At 54.2% G+C, this 20,934-nt stretch carries 19 protein-coding genes and 4 tRNA genes; 5 read left to right on the top strand and 18 right to left on the bottom strand.

The window, feature by feature from the left end; genetic code table 11:
- Positions 1–21 precede the first annotated feature (21 nt).
- Genes yigB through FDX22_RS01505 form a run of 5 tightly spaced genes read right to left on the bottom strand, consistent with a single transcriptional unit; the run spans position 22 to position 3,405 of the window.
- Positions 22–738, bottom strand: coding sequence for a 5-amino-6-(5-phospho-D-ribitylamino)uracil phosphatase YigB (gene yigB / locus FDX22_RS01525; RefSeq protein ID WP_096758925.1), 717 nt, complete (start codon positions 736–738; stop codon positions 22–24).
- Complete coding sequence (xerC, locus tag FDX22_RS01520; RefSeq protein WP_115259842.1) at positions 738–1,640, bottom strand: tyrosine recombinase XerC; 903 nt, start codon at positions 1,638–1,640, stop codon at positions 738–740. Before xerC ends, yigB begins: the two co-directional genes overlap by 1 nt.
- Entirely contained in the window at positions 1,637–2,344 is a 708-nt protein-coding gene (locus tag FDX22_RS01515) for a DUF484 domain-containing protein (RefSeq protein ID WP_146716628.1), read from the bottom strand. The genes xerC and FDX22_RS01515 overlap by 4 nt, the downstream gene beginning before the upstream one ends.
- Positions 2,341–3,165, bottom strand: coding sequence for a diaminopimelate epimerase (gene dapF, locus FDX22_RS01510; RefSeq protein WP_146716627.1), 825 nt, complete (start codon positions 3,163–3,165; stop codon positions 2,341–2,343). The genes FDX22_RS01515 and dapF overlap by 4 nt, the downstream gene beginning before the upstream one ends.
- A 36-nt stretch (positions 3,166–3,201) precedes the next feature.
- Positions 3,202–3,405: a lipoprotein gene (locus FDX22_RS01505; RefSeq protein ID WP_115259844.1), complete on the bottom strand. Its 204-nt coding sequence runs from the start codon at positions 3,403–3,405 to the stop codon at positions 3,202–3,204.
- Positions 3,406–3,544: 139 nt separating this feature from the next.
- On the opposite strand from FDX22_RS01505, the gene cyaY reads away from it, so the two are divergent.
- Positions 3,545–3,865: an iron donor protein CyaY gene (gene cyaY / locus FDX22_RS01500; RefSeq protein WP_096758930.1), complete on the top strand. Its 321-nt coding sequence runs from the start codon at positions 3,545–3,547 to the stop codon at positions 3,863–3,865.
- 95 nt (positions 3,866–3,960) lie between these two features.
- Here cyaY and cyaA read toward each other — a convergent pair whose 3' ends face one another.
- Entirely contained in the window at positions 3,961–6,507 is a 2,547-nt protein-coding gene (gene cyaA, locus FDX22_RS01495; protein ID WP_096758931.1) for a class I adenylate cyclase, read from the bottom strand.
- A gap of 394 nt (positions 6,508–6,901) precedes the next feature.
- Between cyaA and hemC the strand changes: the two genes are divergently transcribed.
- Genes hemC through hemY form a run of 4 tightly spaced genes read left to right on the top strand, consistent with a single transcriptional unit; the run spans position 6,902 to position 11,003 of the window.
- Positions 6,902–7,843 carry a hydroxymethylbilane synthase gene (hemC, locus tag FDX22_RS01490; RefSeq protein ID WP_135912796.1) on the top strand — a complete coding sequence of 314 codons (942 nt, stop codon included), beginning with the start codon at positions 6,902–6,904 and terminating at the stop codon, positions 7,841–7,843.
- Positions 7,840–8,580: a uroporphyrinogen-III synthase gene (hemD, locus tag FDX22_RS01485; protein WP_096758933.1), complete on the top strand. Its 741-nt coding sequence runs from the start codon at positions 7,840–7,842 to the stop codon at positions 8,578–8,580. The genes hemC and hemD overlap by 4 nt, the downstream gene beginning before the upstream one ends.
- A gap of 21 nt (positions 8,581–8,601) precedes the next feature.
- Positions 8,602–9,801, top strand: coding sequence for a uroporphyrinogen-III C-methyltransferase (gene hemX, locus FDX22_RS01480; RefSeq protein ID WP_146716626.1), 1,200 nt, complete (start codon positions 8,602–8,604; stop codon positions 9,799–9,801).
- 2 nt (positions 9,802–9,803) lie between these two features.
- Positions 9,804–11,003: a protoheme IX biogenesis protein HemY gene (gene hemY, locus FDX22_RS01475; protein ID WP_096759491.1), complete on the top strand. Its 1,200-nt coding sequence runs from the start codon at positions 9,804–9,806 to the stop codon at positions 11,001–11,003.
- A gap of 633 nt (positions 11,004–11,636) precedes the next feature.
- On the opposite strand, the gene FDX22_RS01470 is transcribed toward hemY, so the two are convergent.
- The 12 genes from FDX22_RS01470 to rfbA form a co-directional block, all read right to left on the bottom strand.
- Positions 11,637–11,713, bottom strand: a tRNA-Pro gene (locus tag FDX22_RS01470).
- Positions 11,714–11,754: 41 nt separating this feature from the next.
- A tRNA-Leu gene (locus FDX22_RS01465) sits at positions 11,755–11,840 on the bottom strand.
- A gap of 20 nt (positions 11,841–11,860) precedes the next feature.
- Positions 11,861–11,936: transfer RNA gene (locus FDX22_RS01460), tRNA-His, on the bottom strand.
- 56 nt (positions 11,937–11,992) lie between these two features.
- Positions 11,993–12,069 (bottom strand) — tRNA-Arg (locus FDX22_RS01455).
- A 102-nt stretch (positions 12,070–12,171) separates the two neighbouring features.
- Entirely contained in the window at positions 12,172–13,557 is a 1,386-nt protein-coding gene (locus tag FDX22_RS01450) for an amino acid permease (protein ID WP_146716625.1), read from the bottom strand.
- Between the two features lie 279 nt (positions 13,558–13,836).
- The gene (wecG, locus tag FDX22_RS01445; RefSeq protein ID WP_146716624.1) at positions 13,837–14,577 is read right to left on the bottom strand and encodes a lipopolysaccharide N-acetylmannosaminouronosyltransferase; all 741 of its coding nucleotides are present in this window, start codon (positions 14,575–14,577) and stop codon (positions 13,837–13,839) included.
- A gap of 2 nt (positions 14,578–14,579) precedes the next feature.
- Complete coding sequence (wzyE, locus tag FDX22_RS01440) at positions 14,580–15,932, bottom strand: ECA oligosaccharide polymerase (protein WP_096758937.1); 1,353 nt, start codon at positions 15,930–15,932, stop codon at positions 14,580–14,582.
- Complete coding sequence (locus tag FDX22_RS01435; RefSeq protein WP_115259852.1) at positions 15,929–17,008, bottom strand: TDP-N-acetylfucosamine:lipid II N-acetylfucosaminyltransferase; 1,080 nt, start codon at positions 17,006–17,008, stop codon at positions 15,929–15,931. The genes wzyE and FDX22_RS01435 overlap by 4 nt, the downstream gene beginning before the upstream one ends.
- Entirely contained in the window at positions 17,005–18,255 is a 1,251-nt protein-coding gene (gene wzxE, locus FDX22_RS01430; RefSeq protein ID WP_117343790.1) for a lipid III flippase WzxE, read from the bottom strand. Before wzxE ends, FDX22_RS01435 begins: the two co-directional genes overlap by 4 nt.
- A 1-nt stretch (position 18,256) precedes the next feature.
- Positions 18,257–19,387, bottom strand: coding sequence for a dTDP-4-amino-4,6-dideoxygalactose transaminase (gene rffA, locus FDX22_RS01425; protein WP_146716623.1), 1,131 nt, complete (start codon positions 19,385–19,387; stop codon positions 18,257–18,259).
- Between the two features lie 4 nt (positions 19,388–19,391).
- Positions 19,392–20,069: a dTDP-4-amino-4,6-dideoxy-D-galactose acyltransferase gene (gene rffC / locus FDX22_RS01420; protein ID WP_146716622.1), complete on the bottom strand. Its 678-nt coding sequence runs from the start codon at positions 20,067–20,069 to the stop codon at positions 19,392–19,394.
- Positions 20,047–20,928, bottom strand: a complete 882-nt coding sequence (gene rfbA, locus FDX22_RS01415) for a glucose-1-phosphate thymidylyltransferase RfbA (RefSeq protein ID WP_137363068.1) — start codon at positions 20,926–20,928, stop codon at positions 20,047–20,049. Before rfbA ends, rffC begins: the two co-directional genes overlap by 23 nt.
- Positions 20,929–20,934: the final 6 nt, after the last annotated feature.

Raw genomic sequence — 20,934 nt, 5'->3', positions numbered from 1 at the left:
TTTATACAGAGTTGTTGATGATTATATCAGCGAGGTCAGAGATGCCAACTGTGAAATTTCGATATGCGGCAGTAAACGGCTGTCAGCGGTTTGCATCAGGTCGGCATTTTCCGGCTTGATCCAGCAGGCCTGCATGCCACAGCGGATGGCCCCGGCGACATCTGTCGTCAGGTCGTCACCGACGTGCAGGATCTCACCCATGGGCATATTCAGTTTTTCCGCCGCCAGCAAATACATGTCGCTGAACGGTTTTGATCGCCCATCGGGGCCGGCACGCAGTACAAACTCAAAATATTCGCCCAGACCAAACAGCTCCGGCTGCGCGTTACCGTTGGTGATCGCCACCAGCGGCCACTTGCGGGCCAGTACCTTCAACGTGTCATGCGTAGATTGCGGGACGTCGATGCGGCTGCGCCATTTGGCGAAGTTCATCATCGCCGCGTTTGCCCCCATTTTCGCCTCTGCCGCCGACAGGCCAGCCTCCAGCATAGCGCGCTCTACGGCACGATGACGCCATTGGGTGACGTCATGGTAAATATCCGGCTCGGCGTCGCGCACAGCCTGGCGCAGGCGCTGCAGGTCGGTATTTTGTAAGGAGCTCAGCGCCGGGTGATAATTTTGCACAAACGCGAGCGCTTCCTGCTCGGTGCGCGTGATAACGGGACGGTTATCGTAAAGGGTGTCATCAAGGTCAAAGGTGAGCGCAGAAATACGCCCCAAAGGCCGGTAAAAACGCATTATTTCCCCCGTTTGGCGCGCGGATGCGCCGCATCGTACACTGAAGCCAGGTGTTGAAAATCAAGATGGGTATAGATTTGCGTGGTAGAGAGGTTGGCGTGTCCCAACAGCTCTTGTACCCCGCGCAGGTCGCCGCTCGACTCCAGCATATGCGTCGCAAACGAGTGGCGCAGTTTATGGGGATGCACATGGCTATTCAGCCCCTGCTTGATACCCCATTCGGCAAAACGTTTCTGCACGTTACGCGCGGAGATACGTTTGCCCAGTTTTGACAGAAACAGCGCGTCTTCGTCACTGCCGAAAAGCCCGCGCAGATCCAGCCAGTGTTCGATCCACGCCACCGCATTGCGGCCAATTGGCAGGCGGCGCTCTTTGCTGCCTTTACCCATCACCCACACTTCGCCGGTGTCGAGATCGAGATGTTTAATATCCAGGCCAACCAGTTCCGACAAACGCAGTCCCGCGCCGTACATCACCTCCAGCATAGCCCGGTCGCGCACGGCGAGGGGATCGTTGAGATCGATATCCAGCAGTCGGTTAACGTCATCCACATCAATATTTTTCGGCAGATGCCGCGGTGCCTTCGGCGCAGAAATACCTTTTGCCGGGTTGGCTTTCAGCTCACCCTGATTCACCAGCCAGTCGAAGAAACTGCGTAATGCGGAGAGGCGCAATGCCAGACTCGCCGGTCCCAGACCGTTGCGGCGACTGCGCACAGCAACACTGCGCACCCTTGCAGCATCACATTGTTGCCAGCTTTGCAGGCCGGTTTCTTCGGCTATCGCGATGATGGCATCCAGCTGACGCCGATAATTGAGTAACGTGATGGGACTAAGCTGACGCTCCACGCCCAGATAGCGTAAGAAGCGTGCAACGTCCTGAGAAAGCGGTGAGTCGGTCATACGCGTTCAATCCAGCGCTCCAGCAGTTCCGGCAACATCAGCGAGATTTCCTGCAATAGCTGCGTGCCTTGCCCTTGCTGGTAATGATTAACATCACGGCTGCTGAACAGCATGACGCCAAGGGAACCATCTTGCCCCAACATCGACATGGCTACCGAACCAATCGCTTTCGCCTCCGGCATCATCACCAGCAGTTCCGGGCCATTGAGCGGACCCAGATAGTGCTGTGACTGCCCGAGACGCTGAATACGCAGCGGCTCGAAGGCCTGACGACTTAATGCCAGATGGGTAAACTTTGAAGGGGCGCCAAGCCGCCAGCGATCCGGGAACAGACGAACCGTCGCGCCAGCCAGCCCCAGCTCACGTGCCCAGCGATGAAATCGCATCAGCATATCGTCGAGGCTGCTGGCCGCCGCCAGCCGTCCTTGCAGATTTAACAGGCGATAAAACAGACTTTCGTTGGCGTTAGCCTGTTCCATCAATAACGTCATGTTCTCTTCAAGCACGTTGATGTGATTACGCGCTCGAGCCATATACCATTCAACTAAAGAGATCGTACCCCGCACCGGGTGCGGGACGCGCATCGCTTCAACCGCTTGCGCATTACGGATAAAAAACTCAGGGTGACGTTGTAGATATTCGACGACCGCCCGATCGTCAAGTTCCATGAGCGTTTCCTGTAGTTCTTCCCCTGGTTGCTTCATAGATGAATAAATCCGTCGTAGACATGTGCCGCCGGGCCAGTCATATACAACGGATGACCCGGGCCTTTCCAGGCGATATCAAGGCAACCGCCCGGTAGTTCCACGCGCACTTCTTCTGCCAGCAGGCCCTGCTGAATACCAACAGCGACAGCAGCGCACGCTCCGCTGCCACAGGCCTGCGTTTCACCCGCCCCACGTTCATAGACGCGCAGCCGGATGTGTTCGCGTTTCACCACTTGCATAAATCCAATATTGGCGCGCTCAGGAAAGCGTTCATGGCTTTCCAGAACCGGTCCCAGCGTTTCCACCGTGGCTGTATCCACATCATCAACCTGAATGACGCAGTGTGGATTCCCCATTGATACCACGCCGCACAATACTGTCTGCTCGGCCGCCCGCATAATATAGGTCTTCTCTGCTTTATTGGCGCGAAAAGGCACCTGCGAGGGTTCAAAATTGGGCTCGCCCATATTGACCCGCACCAGCTCATCGTCCGTCACAGTTAATACCATGCGGCCATTCGCCGTACTGACGCGGATATCACGTTTATTGGTCAGCCCTTTCAGGCGTACAAAACGCGCAAAACAACGGGCACCGTTACCGCACTGCGACACTTCGCTACCATCAGCATTAAAGATACGGTAATGGAAATCCAGCTCCGGATCATACGGAGGCTCAACCACCAGCAGCTGATCAAATCCCACACCAAGATGCCTGTCGGCCAGGCGGCGGATCAGCTCAGGTGAAAAAAAGACATTCTGCGTTACCGCGTCGACGACCATAAAATCGTTGCCAAGGCCATGCATTTTAGAGAATTGCATCGTTCACTCCGTTCACGCGGGTACAGAGACTTCGCTTTAGTAGTTTACCTGGGAAGGCCCATCTCCCGTTGCTCGATCGTTTCGATCGGGCACTGTGGACTGCGATTGCGTTTCAACTGGCTTCGTCGGTGGCGGCGCGGTTTTATCTGCTGGCGGGAAATAGAGTGGACCTTTCAGACCACAGCCCGTCAGGCTGAACAGAGTAAGAAGTACAGCGAGTGCCTGAAACACGTTTTTCATTATGGATTGCCCGTAAAGTTCATACTTTCTGTTTTCTATCATCGCAGGAGAAGACGTAAAAGCAAGAGTTTGGCTAAAACTGCAACGTGAATTCTTTCAGGTTATACTCTCGCCATCATGAAAAAACGGAAAAACACCAATGAACGACAGTGAATTTCACCGCCTTGCCGACACCCTGTGGATGACCATTGAAGAGCGTCTGGACGACTGGGACGGCGACAGCGATATCGACTGTGAGATCAACGGCGGCGTGCTGACCATCAGCTTTGAAAACGGCAGCAAGATTATTATTAACCGTCAGGAGCCGCTGCATCAGGTGTGGCTGGCGACCAAACAGGGTGGCTACCATTTTAACTTGAAAGGTGACGAATGGATTTGCGACCGTAGCGGTGAACGCTTCTGGGATCTGCTGGAGCAGGCTGCAACGCAACAGGCGGGAGAAGCCGTGAGCTTCCGTTGAGGTTTTGTGCCGGATGCGCTTTGCTTATCCGGCCTACCCGTTTCGCGTCAATTGTAGGCCGGATAAGGTGTTTACACCGCCATCCGGCACAATAATCACGAAAAATACTGCTGCAACATCGGCGTGTCATTATCCTGATTAGCCGGCGGGACCGGGTTAATCGGCTGGGTACGGAACGGGATAACCTGCGCGCGACCATCGGTTTTCACAATCTGATAGAACTGCGGCAGATTAAAGTTAATGAAGCTGGAGCCGTAGGTAAAGCGATCGTGCGACGAGGAGTAGAAGCGGCTAACATCGCGAACCAGCTCTTCTTTGCTGCCTTCGCAATGGTGATACACCTCGACCCGATTACTCTCGTCCAGAATGTAGATATTAAAGCCCTGCTCATCACCCGTTTCTTCGAAAAAGAACTGGATGATCCCTTCACTGGCAAAACCATCCACTACAGACGGCAATTTCACGTGATTGGTCTCAACCTGAACGGAAAGACCGTGCAGCTTGTTGTGTGAAATTGCGCCGTAGAACTCAATGGCGTTTTCCAGTTTCTGTACCGACACATTCAAACGCTCAAAGAACAGTCCCCACGTCTGCCCGGCAACGCGCAGCGCTTTGAAGCGACCGGTTTCATGGCGTGTACTGGAAAGGCGCAGCTCAATGCACTCGGACACCAGTTGCTGGACGCGTGTACGGATCAGACCACGTAAATGCTGGCTATAACAGAAGACCTCGACGCTGTCCGGCGGTGCCGCATCTTGATGCATTTTGCCGAGAATCGTTTTTAACGCTTCAATCATCGCCTGCTCGCCGTTGAAGTGCAGCGTACGTACTTCGTTCCACGAGTTGCGGTACAGCAGGTCTACGCTACCGACCAGGCAATTTTGTTCTTCGCCAAAGCTGAAGACGTCCAGCTTACGGAAATCAAAATGCACCACCTGATTGCGGAATGCCGCCGTAGGGTCGTATTCAAGGTTGACGATAATCGCCAGATGGCGAATCTCACACGGGCTGTACAGCGCTTTCGGCGTAGGTGCCGGCAAGCGCAGCGGGAAGTGGTGCGATACGTCAGCGACCATCTCCTGCAGCTTCGGCAGATCGACAATGCCGTTGCCCTTAATAAACAAATGCGTACGTGATGTCAGCAGACCGTTAAACCACGCCCACGCCACCAGTTTGTTCAGGTAGCGGTTATATTCCAGCGGCTGATGGCTGATGATCGAATCCATGTTGGGCGCACGGTTGTAGAGATACCAACCTGAACGGTTAGCACGACCCGGCGGCACATGGATAAAGGTCAGATACGGTTCCGAGAGGTCCGGTGAGATCTGCGGGTTCACCAGCGTCACTTTGCCCGGCAGGGCCTCAAACGCAGCGTAAAGCTTACGGGTCAGCACGCCAATGTCCTGCGGGCTGGCGCTGACGCTGAGGTTGTTACGACGCGCGAAGCGGATCAGGTTACGGTAACTCTGCATCATTGCATCGAGCAGTTCGTTGTGCGCTTCACGAACCTGGTCAATCTTCCAGTTGGCGCGGTTATCCAGCATGGTCAGACGGGCGTCGTCCCAGCCCCACTCTTTCACTAACTGACTTAGCACTTCACGACGCCAGCCCACACAGGCGCGCTCGCGGCTCAGTTTCTCGCACACTTTTAAGTAGAAACATCGACGAACTAAATCGAGGCGCGTCGGATCTTCGATTGCCGTGAGGTACTCGGTCACGCGCTCCAGCATCATGCAGTACGGATCGAGACCAAAAGAGACGATCTCGCCGTCGTGCAGGCGCTGTTTAATGTCTTTCGCCAACAGGCGTGGATTGGGGTATTCCCAGGAATACGCTTCCAACAGCAGCGTTTTCAGCACCGCTTTGTACGGGGAGTCGATACTCTTGTACAACTGCCAAAGGCTGGCGCCAAAGTACTCTTCGGCGGAAAGCGAGCTGAGCCCACCCAGATCCAGCCATTCGTTTGGCGTTAACACCCCCTGTGCGTAGAGCGTCATAACGTAATCGTCGTAATGCTCTTCTTCGTCGCCCGGCACCATATTCCATAGAATACGTTTGCCCGCGAGGCGCACGGCGGTGCGATAAAATTCATCAAGCAACAGGATGTGCTGCGTTGAGCCACAGTCTTCACCACCCAGACTGCCGCTTTCATTGTGACGGAAACGGTTTTCATCAATCAGGAAGAAACTGACTTCCACGCCCAGCGAGGCGGCCCAGCTTTCCAGCAGGCTGCATTTACGCTGCAGCAACTGGCGCTCTTCGCTATCCAGCCAGGATTGATGGCAGACCCAGATATCCAGGTCAGAGGAACAGCTTTGCCCGACTGAAGAGGTGCTGCCCATCGAGTAAACGCCGGTAATCGGCAGCTCACCCTTCGGGGGGTCCTGCGGCGACATGCCGCGGTACAGCTCCAGTTCATTCAGGTAGTGACGTTGGGTTTCATCAGGCGTGTAAAAGCATATGCCTTTGGGAACGTTACCATCGAGGTAACCCGGCATCAGCGGATGGTGGTAGTGCAATAATGTCGGCAGCAGACTGTATACCTGCTGAAAAGCAGGGCCCATGGCAGCAAGCGCGCGATCGACACGCAGTTGATTTATGGCATCCAGTCTCTGTTTCAGAGTCTCAATATAGAGGTACAAGACGTATCGCCTGATTTTGCTATCCGTCATGGTGTCGACTGCTGCAGCGCATGCGCTTACCAACACTCTTCAGCAATTCGGATAAACCGTATGTCAAAAATAACCGTTACCTTTTTTTCTCCGCACTTTTTTTAGGGAGTACAGCCGAAAAAATGGTCTAAAACGTGATCAATTTAACACCTTGCTCATTGACCGTAAAGAAAGATGCGCTACATACAAGTGTAGCACCGTTCGTTGCGTGTAAATTCCTTCATACGGTCGGGAGGTATCTCGTCATTAATCACTGCCAGTGATGATGCAGCGCCTTTTCGTCTCACTACGTTTGAGCGTAACGCTGACATCCCTTTGATAAGGATGTTAGGATGGTTAATGATTGATAATGACGGTAACAAGCATGTTAGACAATGTTTTGAGAATTGCCACACGCCAAAGCCCCCTTGCGCTCTGGCAGGCACATTATGTCAAAGACGCTTTAATGGCAAATCACCCCGGTCTGGTCGTTGAACTGGTCCCTATGGTGACCCGTGGCGACGTGATCCTGGATACTCCGCTGGCGAAAGTCGGGGGGAAAGGTTTATTTGTCAAAGAGCTGGAAGTCGCGCTGTTAGAAAAACGCGCCGATATCGCCGTGCATTCCATGAAGGATGTGCCGGTCGAGTTCCCTGAAGGACTTGGGCTGGTTACTATCTGTGAACGCGAAGATCCACGCGATGCGTTTGTCTCAAATAAATTTAACTCACTGGATGACCTCCCGGAAGGCAGCATCGTTGGGACGTCGAGCCTACGTCGCCAGTGCCAATTGGCGAAGCAGCGCCCGGATCTTGTTATCCGCTCATTGCGTGGCAACGTGGGCACACGCCTGAGCAAACTGGATAACGGCGACTATGACGCCATTATTCTTGCCGTCGCCGGGCTAAAGCGTTTAGGGCTTGAGTCACGCGTCCGGACCGCGCTGCCGCCAGAGGTCTCTCTGCCAGCTGTCGGGCAAGGTGCTGTGGGCATAGAATGTCGACTTGACGATCTACGTACCCAGGCGCTGCTGGCCCCGCTCAACCATGAAGAAACCGCCCTGCGCGTCAAAGCGGAACGCGCCATGAACACCCGCCTGGAAGGGGGCTGTCAGGTGCCTATTGGCAGCTATGCAGAACTCATCAACGGTGAGATTTGGCTACGTGCGCTGGTCGGTGCACCTGACGGGTCGCAGATGGTGTGTGGAGAGCGTCGTGGTGCACCGCAGGATGCCGAACAAATGGGCATTTCCCTGGCGGAAGAACTGTTAGAGAACGGTGCGCGCACCATTCTGGCTGACGTTTATAACGGAGAAGCACCGGCATGAGTATTCTGGTCACCCGCCCGTCTCCCGCAGGGGAAGAGTTAGTGAGCCGTCTGCGCACACTGGGGCAGGTGGCCTGGAGTTTTCCGCTTATCGAGTTTTCGCCCGGTCGGGAACTGGCAACGCTAGCCTCCCGGCTGTCGGCGCTCACGGAAAACGATCTGGTCTTTGCTCTCTCGCAGCATGCCGTCACCTTTGCCGACGCCGAGCTTTCGCAGCAGGGGGCAAACTGGCCCACTCTCCCGCGCTATTTTGCTATCGGTCGCACAACAGCGCTGGCATTGCATACCGTGAGCGGATGCAATATTCACTATCCGCTGGATCGGGAAATCAGCGAAGTCTTGCTACAATTACCTGAATTACAAAATATTGCGGGAAAACGCGCGCTTATTTTACGCGGCAACGGCGGTCGTGAGCTGATAGGCGAAACCTTAACAGCTCGTGGTGCAGATGTTGATTTTTGTGAATGTTATCAACGCAGTGCAAAACATTACGATGGTGCAGAAGAGGCGATGCGCTGGCATTCACGCGGTGTGACGACGGTGGTTGTCACCAGCGGAGAGATGCTGCAACAGCTCTGGTCTCTTATTCCGCAGTGGTATCGTGAGCACTGGTTACTACGCTGTCGGCTGCTGGTCGTCAGTGAGCGTCTGGCGCACCTCGCCCGGGAACTGGGCTGGCAAGATATTAAGGTCGCTGATAACGCCGACAACGATGCGCTACTGCGCGCATTACAATAACTCTCATAATGGGATGCCATAATGACGGAACAAGAAAAATCCTCCGCCGTGGTTGAAGAGACCAGGGAGGCCGTGGAAACAACGCCACAGCCAGTCAAAGCAGAAAAAAAGAACCACAACAACACCGCACTGATCCTAAGCGCAGTGGCAATTGCGATTGCACTGGCGGCGGGCGTGGGTCTGTATGGCTGGGCGAAACAGCAGGCAACAACGCAAACAGCAACCAGCGATGCGCTGGCGACTCAGCTCATCGCGCTACAAAAAGCGCAGGAAAGTCAGAAGAGCGAGCTGGAAGGCATTATTAAACAGCAGGCCACACAGCTGGATGAAGCCAGTCGACAGCAGGCCGCGTTGGTCAAACAGCTTGATGAAGTCCAGCAGAAGGTCGCCACCATCTCCGGCAGTGATGCAAAAACCTGGCTGCTGGCACAGGCTGATTTCCTGGTGAAACTGGCCGGACGTAAATTATGGAGCGATCAGGACGTTACGTCTGCGGCAGCGCTGCTGAAAAGCGCCGATGCCAGCCTGGCAGACATGAACGATCCCAGTTTGATTACCGCCCGTCGCGCCATCACCGATGATATCGCCAGCCTGTCTGCGGTTTCACAGGTCGACTACGACGGCATTATCCTCAAGGTAAATCAGCTCTCTAACCAGATTGATAACCTACGCCTGGCGGACAACAACACCGACGATTCACCGATGGATTCCGACAGCAGTGAGCTTTCCAGCTCTATTAGCGAATGGCGCGTCAATCTGCAAAAAAGCTGGCAGAACTTTATGGACAGCTTTATTACCATTCGCCGTCGCGATGAAACTGCCGTTCCGCTATTGGCACCAAATCAGGACGTTTACCTGCGCGAAAATATCCGTTCTCGCCTGTTAGTGGCCGCACAAGCCGTGCCACGTCATCAGGAAGAAACCTATCGCCAGGCGCTGGAGAATGTCTCCACCTGGGTACGCGCCTATTACGACACCGACGATGCAACCACCAAAGCGTTTCTTGATGAAGTGGATCAGCTGAGCCAGCAAAGCATCAGTATGAACGTGCCGGACACGTTGCAGAGCCAGACCATTCTCGAGAAGCTCATGCAAACCCGCGTGCGTAATTTACTGGCACAGCCAACAACCTCTCCAGCCGAGGCTGAAACTGCACCTGCACCTGCACCTGCACCTGCACCTCAGGCTGACACGCCGGCAACCGCGCCGCAGGGAGAATAATGATGCTAAAAGTATTATTGCTCTTTGTGCTGCTGATCGCCGGGATCGTCGTCGGCCCAATGATCGCCGGTCATCAGGGATACGTGCTGATCCAAACAGACAACTACAACATTGAAACCAGCGTGACGGGTCTGGTGATCATCCTGATCGTCGCCATGGTCATTCTGTTTGCGATTGAATGGCTGCTGCGCCGTATTTTCCGCACCGGTGCGCATACGCGCGGCTGGTTTGTGGGTCGCAAGCGCCGCCGTGCACGTAAGCAGACCGAGCAGGCTCTGCTCAAGCTGGCAGAAGGCGACTATCAGCAGGTTGAAAAACTGATGTCGAAAAATGCCGATCACGCGGAACAGCCGGTAGTCAATTATCTTCTGGCAGCAGAAGCGGCTCAGCAGCGTGGTGATGAAGCTCGCGCTAATCAGCACCTTGAACGTGCAGCTGAACTGGCCGGGAACGATACAATCCCGGTGGACATCACCCGTGTTCGCCTACAGTTGGCCCGCAATGAGGACCACGCCGCGCGCCACAGCGTCGACAAGCTGCTGGAAGTGACGCCGCGTCACCCGGAAGTTCTGCGTCTGGCTGAGCAGGCTTACATTCGCACCGGTGCATGGAGTTCCTTACTGGATATCATTCCTTCTATGGCCAAAGCACGCGTGGGTGATGAAGAACACCGTGCCATGCTGGAACAACAAGCCTGGGTGGGCCTGATGGATCAGGTTCGCGCCGATCAGGGTAGTGAGGGTCTACGCGCATGGTGGAAAAACCAGAACCGTAAAACCCGTCATCAGGTTGCCCTGCAGGTCGCCATGGCTGAGCATCTGATTGAGTGCGACGATCATGATACGGCACAGCAAATCATCATTGAGGGTCTGAAACGCCAGTATGACGACCGCCTGGTACTGCCTATCCCGCGTCTGAAAACCAACAACCCTGAGCAGATAGAAAAAGTGCTGCGCCAGCAGATTAAAGCCGTGGGCGATCGCCCGCTTCTGTGGAGTACGCTTGGTCAGTCGTTGATGAAGCACGGTGAATGGCAGGAGGCAACGATCGCCTTCCGTGCGGCCCTTAAACAGCGTCCGGATGCCTACGACTACGCCTGGCTGGCCGACGCGCTGGACAGACTGCATCAACCGGAAGAAGCCGCCACGATGCGTCGTGATGGCCTGATGCTGACGCTACAGAACAACAATCCTTCGCAGTGATTCCCTCTTGCCCGGTGGCACTTCGCTTACCGGGCAATCGTATACACAAAATCATTCAAGATGCATCAAGGCGGCAAGTCTGGGAATCCCCAGGAGCTTACATAAGTAAGTGACTGGGGTGACAAATCTGTCAGGAACAGATTTGAACGCTGTTTGCGGCGGCCCCGTAGGGGTGAGGCCCAGGGATGGGCCGAATAACCCAGGCGTAGCCAACAAAGAGGCAGCTTGAAGGATGACGTGATATGCATAAAAAAACGCCCGCTCTTTTGGAGCAGGCGTTAAACAGGTCTGTATGACAACATAAATGGGTGCTTCACTCAACGTTATGTCCATGGTGTTTGATGAGGCTAACGCGACATCTGTCAGTGGACGATAAGCACCGGAAACGGCTCTGCGTCATTCCTGAGTTTATGAGGCCAGATGGCGAACATAAGAGATGGAATGAGCATCTACACGCATATTATTGCACAAGGCATGCCATGATTGCACTGCAAAAACTAGGTATTCGGACTTTTTAAGACATCAGGTAATTCGGGACATGGCAGCGATATCACACAGGTCTTTCTTTGTGTAAGTGCCTGAAAGAAGAGAAAATCAGAAAACAAAAAACCCCGCCGAAGCGGGGTTCAAAATTGGTCGGCGAGAGAGGATTCGAACCTCCGACCCACTGGTCCCAAACCAGTTGCGCTACCAAGCTGCGCTACTCGCCGTTTTACTGCTTTTTGAATTTTTAGTTCAATTCTTTAAGTCGTGGTGCGAGGGGGGGGACTCGAACCCCCACATCCTAAGGACACTAACACCTGAAGCTAGCGCGTCTACCAATTCCGCCACCTTCGCATTTCACAACTTTAAATTAATGGGGTGGCTAATGGGATTCGAACCCACGACAACTGGAATCACAATCCAGGGCTCTACCAACTGAGCTATAGCCACCACTGCAAATCTTTTACGCGGTATTAAAACCACCGCAGCTCTGGCACCCTACTAAATGGTGCGCCCGACAGGATTCGAACCTGAGACCTCTGCCTCCGGAGGGCAGCGCTCTATCCAGCTGAGCTACGGGCGCTTAGCGCCGTTGCGGGGCTGGATATTACGGAGGTCTCGGTCTGCTGTCTAGTGCTTTTTTAAAATAAATTACCGTTTGGTCACGGAATGTGCGTTTTGTCGCTTATTCCTCCAGTTTTTGGCTTTCCCCATGCCGATTCAGACCAAAAACCTTATAAATGAGCGTCACAGCCAGTATGAAGCCCATACCCACAAACAGCGACATTCGGGTATCTTCATTAAAATACATGCCGATCAATACGCAAATCAGGAACGCCATCGTCAAATAATTCGCCCACGGGAACAGAATGGAGCGGAAAGGATGGCTGGCAATCGCCTCTTTGTGTGCCTGACGAAAACGCAGCTGGCTAATCAGGATAACAAACCACGGTACCATCCCCGGCAACACACTGGCGCTATAGACATACACAAAGAAACGCTGCGGATTCGGAATAACGTAATTCAGGCATGAGCCAATCAGCAAGATGGCGATAGAAATTGCTACGCCAGCAACCGGCACGCCATGACGAGAGACTTTTCCGACAACGGCAGGTAATTGACGGTTCTTCGCCAGCGCGTACAGCATACGACCACAGCTATACATCCCGCTGTTGCAGCCAGACAGCGCGGCGGTCAGGACCACGAAGTTGATAATCCCGGCCGCAGCGGTAATTCCAATTTTGGCAAACGTGAGAACGAACGGGCTGCCGTTGCTGCCAATCTCATTCCACGGGAAGATAGTGACGATCACAAATATCGCGCCGACGTAGAAAATCAGGATACGCCAAAGCACTTTCCCTACCGCGCTACGCAATGTGACCTGCGGATTTTTGGCTTCACCCGCCGTGATGCCGATCAGCTCCACCCCCTGGTAGGAGGCCACCACGATACATAACGCGGTCAGGAAGCCTTTCCAGCCACCGGCAAAAAAGCCGCCGTGCTCGGTCAAGTTGCCGAAACCAATCGCCTGACCGCCATTACCAAAGCCAAAGAAGATAACGCCGACCCCAATGACGATCATCACAATGATGGTGGTCACTTTGATCATCGCAAACCAGAACTCAATTTCACCGTACAGCCGAACCGCCGCCAGGTTTGCCAACGCCACTAACCCGACTGCAATCAGCGCGGGTATCCACTGTGCCATATCCGGGAACCAGAACTGCACGTAGACGCCAATGGCGGTAATTTCCGAGATCCCCACCGCCATCCACATAAACCAGTACGACCAGGCAGTGAGATAACCAAAGAAGGGGCTCATATAACGGTGGGCATACACCGCGAATGAACCGGCAACCGGCTCCAGAAACAGCATCTCGCCCATGGAACGCATAATGAAAAAGACGAACAGCCCGGCGACAATATAGGCCAACAGAACTGATGGCCCCGCCCATTTGAGGGTGCTGGCGGCGCCCATAAACAATCCAACGCCAATAGTGCCCCCAAGGGCAATTAATTCGATATGACGAGCCTCCAGCCCACGCTGTAGCTCAGGTTTACTTTCTGCCATAAATCCTCTTGTTGTGTTTGTATGCTTTCCGGTATGACCGGTTATCGTTATGGGTACATCGTTTTTTTGCCATAACAGGCCATACGGCGCCGACCGCTTGACGGTTGGCACCCAAAACACCACGGCACTATCATGATTGTTGCGAATGGTTTCCTAAAATCACTTAAATGGCAATTAAAGCATTCAAAAAATGAATAGATTGTTTGAGAAAGCAGCGATTATGTTGTGAATAAGTAGCGCACTCAGCAGAATGCGCTACATACCAAAGAAGGGAGGAAATCAGAGATTGCCGGTATAGTGCCAGCGCAGATAACGTAATAAGCGAAGTTGACGCGTGATACGGCTCGGCTGCGACAGCAAGCGGTACAGCCACTCCAGCCCGAGGTTTTGCCAGACTTTAGGCGCACGCTTTACATGGCCGGTAAAGACGTCGTAGGTTCCACCCACGCCCATATACAGCGCATCGGGATGAACCTGGCGGCAATCACGCATAAAGATTTCTTGTTTCGGTGACCCCATCGCTACGGTAACAATCTGCGCACCGCTGGCGTGAATCCGCTCGAACAGCGCCTGACGCTGCTGCGGCGTAAAATAGCCGTCCTGGCTGCCCACAATGTTCACGTTCCATTGTGTACGTAGTTTTGCTTCCGTCTGCGCCAGCACCTCCGGCCTGCCGCCAATCAGGAAGACCGGCGTTCCTTCCCGGCCAGCTCGTGCCATTAAGGCCTCCCACAGATCGGCACCGGCCACACGTGAAACCTGGGCCTGTGGAAATTTTTTTCGCACGGAACGCACGACGCTGATCCCATCGGCGTATTTGAACTCAGCGGCATCGATCAGCGCGCGTACCTCAGGGTTATCTTCCGCTGTCAGCATCTTCTCAGCATTGATCGCCACCAGCGTCCCCTGCCTAAGATGCCCTTCTGCAAACAGGTAATTCAGCGCATGCTGCATATCGCGCCAGCCAATCAGTTGTAATCCGCGCAGTGAATACAACGGCGCAGTGGTGTTATCAGTCATTACTATCCTTCAACCTGTGTCCGGGGCAGCGATTTTATGCGTTTATGAATCAGTCCGGCACTGTCAAACAGCCAGAACAACAGTTTTGCCACCAGCAAACAGACACCAAAAATCACGAGGAAAAAGACCACTCGCGAGACAAACGAATCCAGTCCTTCACGTGCTAACACGATCATATTGAAAATGGCACCGAAACAGAAACTGTGCAAAATCGCCGACTTGTAGCGGTTTGTTTCCCGGTTACCTAACTCGTACAGCCAGTCGAACCATTTGATGATAAGCCCAACCACAATCGCGCCTAACGGGATAAACAACGCCCCGCCCATCACCACCAGCGAGCCAATTAATGTTGGTGAGATAGCCAACCCCGAGTGGTTGTTCAACACTTCCCAGGTAAAGTAGTTCGCCGAATTGAGTACGATGCTCGGTCGCCCAGGCCACAGCCAACTGGGGATAAACACATAGAAGTCACGCACGATCGGCGCCAGACCCTGGAACTCAATATTGTGGTAATTCTGCAGCAACAATGCCAGGTTTTCCCACGGCGAGAAGGTGTCGCGCGTCAGATACAGGAAAGTATAGAACGCTTCGTCTCCGCTGACGTTCATGCCGTAGCGCTTCAGCGCCAGCCAGAACATCCCCACAATGCCCAGCACGCCAGCGGCCGCCAGCATCCACAGCGAAATCCAGCCGCGAATAATGCCGATAAACAGGAAGATGGCAAAGGCGATGATGATATTGGCGCGCGTGCCGCCCACAATCATATAGGTCAGCAAGCCAAACGCGACGGTGCTTACCAGAAAAAACAGCCACGCTTTGCTGTCCTGACGCAGGAAGTACACCACCAGCATCGCTGGGATGAAGAAGTAGAAGAAGCGCTTCAACGCCACACCGGAAACTTCACTGGAGAAGATCTGGCTGTAGGACTGCAGTCTGAACAGCAGGAACCCGTTGTGCATAAAGAATATGCCCACACTCACTAGCGCAATCGCCATCAATATTATCCACGTCAGATGAGCCTCAACGCGGTTGATAGTAAACAGTGGCTTACGCGGTCTTTCCGCCGTTCGCCTGCGTAAACGGGTTTTATAGGTCACGTAATAGACAGCATAGAAACAGGCGGCTGACAGCAGCGCCTGCAGCAGAATTTCCGGCGGGGCCACCGCCACGTCGAAGCGGAATACCAGCACGCTAGTCAGCGGAAAGCCAAAGAAAAACGTCAATAAAAACAGCAATGAGAAGAACACATTGAAGTTAAAGCGTACCCGTCGGAACTCAAACCAGGTCAACGTGGCGATAAACAGTGTGGAGAGCAGCCACACCACCAGCAGACCGCTGAATTGCATCAGGCTCATACCGTTTCTCCGGAAGCAATTTTCAGCGCGTTATGCCACGGCTGTAGGTAATTCGGGCTAAAGAAGGTAATGGCGCTCTTATCGACCGAGGCCAGCTGACGCTGCGCTTCGCGCACAATACCTTCATTGAGTTCATCGGTGGTAAACAATACCGGCAAGTTTTGCTCTGCCATATCCTGCCAGAAGGGGTTTTCGCGGTTAAGCACACACGGAATACCGGCCTGGATCAACAGACACAAGGTGCCGATCCCCTGCTGACGAGCAAAAATAAAGTAGCCCAAATCGCACTGACGCAGTAACGCCAGATAAGCCTCAAATTCCAGCTTTTCGCTGAGAATGTGCAGGTTTTCCGCACGAAATAATGCCAGTCCAGCCTGACGAACGTCATCGATATACGCCGCATTATTGGCAGGGTAACCCATGGGCACAATCACGTTCACCGTATCGCCAAACTGCTGATGCACGGCGCGCAGCGCGGCAATATGTTCATTGCTGCGGTCGCCGGAGTTTCCCACCAGAATGGTCATTTTCCCGCTGCGTTCACGCCCGTCGCTCATCGTATTGAGCGATGGATCCATGCGCGTCGGGAAATACAGCAGCTCACCGCGCACGCGCGGATGCAGCCCAGCGAAATAGCGCAAATCACCCCGCGTGGCAAACACGCAGCCCACGCGGTTTTGCGCCAGCCGACGAAGCGGATAAAACAGGCGGAATTTCAGTCCACTGGAGACTTCATACAGATCGGCGCCCCAGATGTGCCAGTAAAACTGCTCGGGTTTAATTCCCCCACTCAGCAGTGCCAGCCATAAGCTGGTATTGAACTGACCGTGAAAGAAGAAACGCTGTTGACGATCCGCTTTCGCTTTCTTAATAACCGCCTCTGCCAGCGCCTTTTTCCCGCTATAGAAACTCAGCGATAACGCCGGGCAACTTTCGCTGAATCCCGCATCCTGACCGGCAACCATAAACACGCGCGCGTGCTCGCTCGTCGCAGCCAGCGAGTCGTTGAAAAACCGCAATACGGTTTGGTTATGGTGAGGGATATCCGATCCCAGAACGTGAATCAGTACTGTCATGCCCGCCTACGCCAGAGTAAAAATACGCCGCAACAGAGAGAAAAATAGACCACATAGGTTGCCATATATGCCTGGGCTGCTCCCAGAGCGCCATGCGCAGGGATCAGCCAGTGGGCAAATGCCGTCAATAACGTGAACTGGCTAATTTCAGCCAAAATATAAAACCGTAGCGACGCTTTCGCGATCACCAAATAGCCAAAAACGTAAGCCCCTACTTTCAGGACATCGCCCACCAGTTGCCAGGCAAATAGATCGCGCATCGCGGTAAATTTAGCCGAAAACAGCAGCCAGATAGCAAAGTCACGCAGCAGCCAGACGGTGAAACTCGCGGCAGCAACCGCCGGTAGCACAAACTTCAGCGACTTTACGACCTCGCGCGAAATGTCATGCTTTTCAGTTAAGCGCGACAGCGTCGGCAGCAAGTAAACGCTGAATGAGGCGGTGATAAATTGCAGATACGCATCGGAAATACTGCTCACCCCCTGCCAGATCCCCACGTCATCCCAGCTGTAATGGGCTGCCAGCAGGTTTCGCATCATTACGTACGCCACCGGCAGCGTCACGGAGGTGACCAACGCCATCAGCGTGAACTTGCTTAACTGCCCGGCCAGACCGTTATCCCAGCAGGGTTTCAGGTAGCGCAGTGGGATAGTTCCACGCTTAATCAACATCGCAGCAGCGGGGATCACTACCAGCGCAGGCACCAGCGCCAGCCCTAACAACGCACCTTCGTAACCCCCGAGACGATAGCAACCATAATAGGCCACCACGCCCACCAGGCTACCGACAATCAGCGATAGCGCATTGCCGGCAGCATCGCGAAAACCTTTCATCAGCGCCAGCAGCAGGTTCGCCCAGGCTATGCCCATCTGTACCAGTGCAACCAGCCGCACTAACCCTTGATAATGCGTATGACCAAATAAACCCTGGCTGATCGGCGCTGCTGCCAGCAGAAAAAGGGCGGCCATCAGCGTGGAGAATCCCAGCACCATCGCCGAAGAGGTACCGACCACACGGCGTAACTGTGCCGGATCGTCATGATGCTGTGCGACGTACTTCGTGACGCCGTTGAATATTCCGGCCCCCGCCAGTACACCGAGCACAGTAACCATCTGGCGGAAGTTACCCGCCTGCCCCACACCGGCCGGGCCAAATGAAACCGCCAGCAGTTTCACCACCAGAAGGCCCGCACCAATTTTTACCAGCGTACTGGCTGCCGTCCACAGGGACGCTTTAGCAAGCGACATATCAGGCGAAGTAGTTCAGTAAGGTCGTAATCACTGTGCGCTGGTTGACCGGCGACAGATTGTAAAACAGCGGCAGGCGCAGCAGACGTTCGCTCTCCTGAGTGGTGTAACGATCAACTCCGGCAAACTCACCAAATTTATCGCCAGCCGGGCAATCGTGCAGCGGGATATAATGGAATACCGCCATGATTTCGGCTTCTTTCAGGAAGTTGATCAGCGCACTGCGATCGTCGATATCGCGCAGCTTGATATAAAACATATGGGCATTTTGCACGCAATCCTGCGGGATGGAAGGCAGTTCAATACGCCCGGCGCGTGCCAGCGGTTCCAGCGCATCATAATAATGATGCCACAGCGCCAGACGCTGCTGGTTGATACGATCCGCCGCTTCCAGTTGTGCCCACAGATAGGCGGCCTGCAGATCGGACATCAAATAGCTGGAACCAATATCTCGCCAGGTGTATTTATCCACTTGGCCACGGAAGAACTGGCTACGGTTGGTCCCTTTTTCGCGGATGATCTCAGCACGTTCGATTAATTTTTTATCATTAATCAGCGTGGCTCCACCTTCGCCACCCGCGGTGTAATTTTTGGTTTCGTGGAAGCTAAAGCAGCCAATATGACCAATTGTTCCCAGCGCGCGGCCTTTGTAGGTCGACATCACGCCCTGAGCGGCATCTTCCACCACGAACAGGTTGTACTTAGCCGCCAGTGCCATAATGGTGTCCATTTCGCAGGCAACGCCCGCGTAATGCACCGGTACGATAGCGCGGGTTTTGTCGGTGATCGCCGCTTCAATCAGCGTTTCGTCAATGTTCATGGTATCCGGACGGATATCGACAAAGACGACTTTGGCCCCACGCAGCACGAAGGCGTTGGCGGTGGAGACAAAGGTGTAGCTCGGCATGATCACTTCATCACCAGCCTGGATATCCAGCAGCAATGCCGCCATCTCAAGCGAGGCGGTACAGGAGGGTGTCAGCAGCACTTTCGCGCTGCCAAAATGTTGCTCCAGCCACTGCTGGCAACGACGGGTAAAGCCGCCGTCACCGCACAGTTTTCCGCTGCTCATCGCAGACTGCATGTATTCAAGCTCGGTGCCCACCACCGGCGGTGCGTTAAATGGGATCATGTTGTCACCTGTATAACCAGTACGCGGTGCTTTCTACATTGGCACCGCTCTGTATGTAACGTTTAAGCGCGGCGATATTGCCCATCTGGGTCGCCACGCGCAATGTTGTTTTACCGCGAGCCTGCGCCCAGCACAGCGCAGCCTGCATCAGTTCTGCGCCCGCACTGCGACCAGCCAGTAGGCCAATACGCGCATCGGTCTCATTCAGTTCACGCAGTGAGACATAGCCACGAATATCGCCAGCCTGTGTGCGAAAAACGAGACACTGATGGTCGAACGTGCCCAGTACGGCATTTTCAATCCACTGCGCGTAGAAACGCGCGCTGGCATCGGGCGCATACCACGGCGCACGAAAACGGCTTTGCGCGAACGCCTGCCCCGCCAGCTGGCGTAACGCCGGGATATCTGCAGTTTGTGCGACCTGCGCGCTAGGATTGTCATAAACGCCCGTGACCGACAGCGCTAAATCCACTTCCCCTTCGACCAGCGAGAAACCCAGCTGCTGCAATGCATCTAACTCCTGGGCGTTCGCCGCAGGAATTTTCGCCTGTACCCGCTCCCAGGGCTGCAACGAATCCGCAGTCAGAACCGGCGCATGCGGGTCAACACGCACAATGGCGCTCTTCACGCCAAAGAACGTACTCTCCCAATTCAGCGGCTCAATACTGGCGCGGACGAGCACGGAGTAGCTCCAGCAGATATTGACCATAACCGGTTTTAGCCAGAGAACTGGCGGCACGCTTCACGCCTTCATCATCCAGCCAGCCGTTGCGCCAGGCGATTTCTTCCAGGCAGGCAATTTTAAAGCCCTGACGTTTCTCAACCGTCTGTACGAACATACTCGCTTCAATCAGGCTGTCATGCGTACCGGTATCCAGCCAGGCAAAACCACGGCCGAGCAGTTCCACCGTCAGGTTACCCGCGTCAAGATACATCTGGTTGATGGAGGTAATCTCCAGCTCTCCACGCTCGGAAGGCTTCACGCGTTTTGCGTACTCCACCACCTTACTGTCGTAAAAATAGAGTCCCGTCACCGCCCAGTTAGATTTCGGTTCTTTCGGCTTCTCTTCCAGCGAGACGGCGCGGAAATTATCGTCAAATTCCACCACGCCGAAACGCTCAGGATCCATAACCTGATAGCCAAATACCGTCGCCCCTTCCGTTCGGGCAGCAACGTGGCGCAGTTTTGGACTAAATCCCTGCCCAAAGAAGATGTTGTCACCTAAAACCAGACAGGAAGGCTCACCGTTAAGGAACGTTTCGCCGATGATAAACGCCTGCGCCAGTCCGTCCGGGCTGGGCTGCTCGGCATAGTGCAACTCAATGCCAAACTCAGAGCCATCGCCCAGCAAACGCTGGAAATAGCCTTTATCTTCCGGCGTGGTGATAATCAGGATTTCACGGATCCCCGCCAACATCAGCACCGATAGCGGGTAGTAAATCATCGGCTTGTCGTAAATCGGTAATAGCTGTTTCGATACGCCACGCGTAATGGGGTGCAGGCGAGAACCCGAACCTCCCGCCAAAATGATACCTTTCATGCGTAC

Source organism: Citrobacter sp. TBCS-14 (genome assembly GCF_005280805.1).
Lineage (GTDB): Bacteria > Pseudomonadota > Gammaproteobacteria > Enterobacterales > Enterobacteriaceae > Citrobacter > Citrobacter gillenii.
This window is presented reverse-complemented; position numbering and strand designations above follow the sequence as displayed.

Excerpts from the sequence above, each read along its gene's own strand:
- yigB (WP_096758925.1), bottom strand. The coding sequence starts at position 738 with ATGCGTTTTTACCGGCCTTTGGGGCGTATTTCTGCGCTCACCTTTGAC.
- xerC (WP_115259842.1), bottom strand. The coding sequence starts at position 1,640 with ATGACCGACTCACCGCTTTCTCAGGACGTTGCACGCTTCTTACGCTAT.
- FDX22_RS01515 (WP_146716628.1), bottom strand. The coding sequence starts at position 2,344 with ATGAAGCAACCAGGGGAAGAACTACAGGAAACGCTCATGGAACTTGAC.
- dapF (WP_146716627.1), bottom strand. The coding sequence starts at position 3,165 with ATGCAATTCTCTAAAATGCATGGCCTTGGCAACGATTTTATGGTCGTC.
- FDX22_RS01505 (WP_115259844.1), bottom strand. The coding sequence starts at position 3,405 with ATGAAAAACGTGTTTCAGGCACTCGCTGTACTTCTTACTCTGTTCAGC.
- cyaY (WP_096758930.1), top strand. The coding sequence starts at position 3,545 with ATGAACGACAGTGAATTTCACCGCCTTGCCGACACCCTGTGGATGACC.
- hemC (WP_135912796.1), top strand. The coding sequence starts at position 6,902 with ATGTTAGACAATGTTTTGAGAATTGCCACACGCCAAAGCCCCCTTGCG.
- hemD (WP_096758933.1), top strand. The coding sequence starts at position 7,840 with ATGAGTATTCTGGTCACCCGCCCGTCTCCCGCAGGGGAAGAGTTAGTG.
- hemX (WP_146716626.1), top strand. The coding sequence starts at position 8,602 with ATGACGGAACAAGAAAAATCCTCCGCCGTGGTTGAAGAGACCAGGGAG.
- hemY (WP_096759491.1), top strand. The coding sequence starts at position 9,804 with ATGCTAAAAGTATTATTGCTCTTTGTGCTGCTGATCGCCGGGATCGTC.
- FDX22_RS01450 (WP_146716625.1), bottom strand. The coding sequence starts at position 13,557 with ATGGCAGAAAGTAAACCTGAGCTACAGCGTGGGCTGGAGGCTCGTCAT.
- wecG (WP_146716624.1), bottom strand. The coding sequence starts at position 14,577 with ATGACTGATAACACCACTGCGCCGTTGTATTCACTGCGCGGATTACAA.
- wzyE (WP_096758937.1), bottom strand. The coding sequence starts at position 15,932 with ATGAGCCTGATGCAATTCAGCGGTCTGCTGGTGGTGTGGCTGCTCTCC.
- FDX22_RS01435 (WP_115259852.1), bottom strand. The coding sequence starts at position 17,008 with ATGACAGTACTGATTCACGTTCTGGGATCGGATATCCCTCACCATAAC.
- wzxE (WP_117343790.1), bottom strand. The coding sequence starts at position 18,255 with ATGTCGCTTGCTAAAGCGTCCCTGTGGACGGCAGCCAGTACGCTGGTA.
- rffA (WP_146716623.1), bottom strand. The coding sequence starts at position 19,387 with ATGATCCCATTTAACGCACCGCCGGTGGTGGGCACCGAGCTTGAATAC.
- rfbA (WP_137363068.1), bottom strand. The coding sequence starts at position 20,928 with ATGAAAGGTATCATTTTGGCGGGAGGTTCGGGTTCTCGCCTGCACCCC.